General features: G+C 28.2%; 2 protein-coding genes. Both read left to right on the top strand.

Features of this window, described 5'->3' with window-relative positions:
- Positions 1-1,151: DUF3427 domain-containing protein (locus RWN11_RS08100; protein ID WP_314161228.1), on the top strand; the 1,151-nt coding region annotated here is incomplete at its 5' end.
- 200 nt (positions 1,152-1,351) lie between these two features.
- Positions 1,352-2,587, top strand: coding sequence for an MFS transporter (locus RWN11_RS08095; protein ID WP_314161227.1), 1,236 nt, complete (start codon positions 1,352-1,354; stop codon positions 2,585-2,587).
- Positions 2,588-2,871 lie beyond the last annotated feature (284 nt).

Below are 2,871 nucleotides of genomic sequence, written 5' to 3'. Positions count from 1 at the left end.
GGACTAGGTATATTCCGGGGACATCGACTATTCATTTTGATGAAATCTCTAAACAAAGAATATATAGCGCGATAGACAATGTGAAGTTAAACACGTGGCTATTTGTTACTGATGAATATAATAAGCTAAAAAATAAACTTGGTAGAATACCTACTTATTCAGATTTTGAAAACTATGATGCTATTGATGTTAGAAAGATTTTCGAAGTAGCTGGAAGTTATTATTCATTCTTATCCAAGAAGGAAAAACAGTTTAAATATAGTGGAAAACTGACGAAGACCGCAGAGAATATGCTAAATTTCGTTTCTACTAATTTAATATTGAGTAAAAAGATAGAAGAACTTATAATTTTACGTTTGTTATTAGATGATAAGAAGCGTAATATTCTTACAGCTTTTGAAGAAATTATGTTGAAAGATTATAATAAATTTATCGCAGATTATGAGTTGGATGTTAGTAGAAAGATACTTACTAACAATTTCGTAACTAGCAGTGTCACTAAGAAGAAGTTTCATGATTGTATATTTTTAGATGAGAATGCATCAGAGATAAAAGTATCTAAAGAATTTGAAGAACAGCTACAATCAGAGATTTTTAGGGAATTATTACTAGATTTAGTAGACTATGGAATTTACAGATATAATAAATATTACAAAGATAATTTATATAAAGATACTAATTTTGTATTGTATGAGAAATATAGTTTCGAAGATATTTGTAAATTATTCTCATGGGGAATTAACTATGTGCCACTGGCTATAGGTGGTTATAAGTATGATGAAAGAACAAAGACTTTACCAGTGTTTATTAATTACGACATTGATGAAAATTCATTTAACCGTGACTATACACATGGATTTTTACCGGATAATGGATTTACTTCGATGTCGAAGCCGAGAAGAAATTTAGAATCGAAAGAGTGCGACTATTTCTATAATAATGAAACAAAAATCTATCTATTTATGAGGAAAAATAAAGATGATAAAGATGGAGCACGAATATTTTATTTTCTAGGAGAGATGAAAACGACAGGAGAGCCTAAGTTGGTAGCTAGAGAAAGAAGCGGAGATACAGTAATCCAATTCTTCTATAAAATACAGACACCAATTCGTGAAGATATGTACGAATATTTCACGAGGGATAGAATATAAAATATAATAGATTAAAGAGTAACTAAGACGAATTTGAGTTTATGGAAATTAGGATTTCATTTAGTTACTCTTTTTTATTAATCATGAGGAATTTAAAGTTTGATGATAAATATTTTAAATTTTCAAAAAAAACTATACAATATATTGAAAATTTAACCGTATCAATGTAAAATATAAAATAATACAGGAGGTGATATTCTATGAATATTTTCTTGAAGAATAAACTCTATAGGTTATTCACTATTTCATCGGCATTTGGGAATGCTGGTAGGACGTTATTTGATATTGCGTTTATTATTTACGCGACAAGTTTACCGAATCCAGAATTAGCTGTGAGTATAGTGTCAATAGCTACGACATTACCTTATATTATCTCGTTTATCCTAGGATATTTCGCAGATCAGACGAAAGATAAGTACAACAGAATATTATCGACAAGATTTTATCAGTTTTTATTATTTTCGTTATTCGCCTTAGTGTGTATTTATGGGGTGCAATGGTGGATTTTTATTGTATTAGTATTTGTAAATGTAGTTGCTGATATTCTAGGTGGATATAATAGCTATTTATCAATGTCAATAAATACTAGATTGGTGCGTAAAGAACAGTTAAGTGAAGCATTAGCATTTATTAGTTCTATAAACAATACAATCTCGCTTGGTGGAAAGGCTGTTGGAGTATTCGTTTTAGGGCTTTTAAGTTACAATTACTCATACTTTGGTATGTTAAATGCAGCACTATTCTTGATAGCATTTTTAATACTGGCAAAATATAAAAATGTGATGAAAGCAGAGATTGGTAGTTTTAAAATTAATAATAAAGAGAAGGTAAGTACTAAAAGATTTTTAAAGGATACTATTGAAAACTTTAAAATACTTCGTGAGATAAAGAAAATATATAATTTTGTTATACTATTTTTAGGGATGAATTTTTACTCATCTGCAATGTTCGCTTTACTTCTAGTAATTCTAGTAAAAAATGAGACCTTACTATTTGGGAATGTAGCATATACTATCACTTTGTTAGAAATTGTGGAAGTAGTTAGTACAATTGTCGGAGGAGTCTATCAAATTAGTTTTTATAAGAATATGAGTTTGAGAAATAATGCTATATTAGAAATAATTTTATTCATTATGTACGTAGGAAATCTATTGTTACTGCAAAATAAATTTATACTCGTGATTTTAACTGTAATAATAGGCTATTTCGAAGGAATATCGAATCCAAAACTAGATGCATTGATTTTACAATCAGTTCCTGAGGAAAAACAAACGTCAATATATAGTATTTTTAGTACTGTTATTACTATTTCAGTACCAATAGGAACAACAGTTATATTATTCTTCGCTAATGCTATTAGCGCCTCGTTTGCGTTATATAGCTTATTAGTATTATTAATTTTAGTTTTAGTATATTCATTTAAAGTAAAAGAGTAATTTCCAAATATCCCCTTAGAGTTGTCTAATGGGATATTTATTTTTCTTGTTTAGTAGAGGAGGATTGAATAGTTAATAGAAGATTTTTTTAGTGATTAAATAATGAAGAAGATTCGAAAAAATTATTCAAAAAAAATTCCGAAAAATATAGTTATTAGTTGATTTTTATTTTTATACTTGATATAATAGTCGCTAGAGTAATTTTATTACTCCTTACTCTCTAATAGATTAGAGAGTCGCAAAGACCAAAAGGAGGTAACACACACATGAGAAAATATGAAGTA

This window comes from uncultured Gemella sp., assembly GCF_963519265.1.
Lineage (GTDB): Bacteria > Bacillota > Bacilli > Staphylococcales > Gemellaceae > Gemella.
The sequence above is the reverse complement of the archived record's forward strand: the minus strand, read 5'-3'. Positions and strand labels throughout refer to the sequence as shown.

Coding starts and splice junctions, on each gene's coding strand:
- RWN11_RS08095 (WP_314161227.1), top strand. CDS start 1,352: ATGAATATTTTCTTGAAGAATAAACTCTATAGGTTATTCACTATTTCA.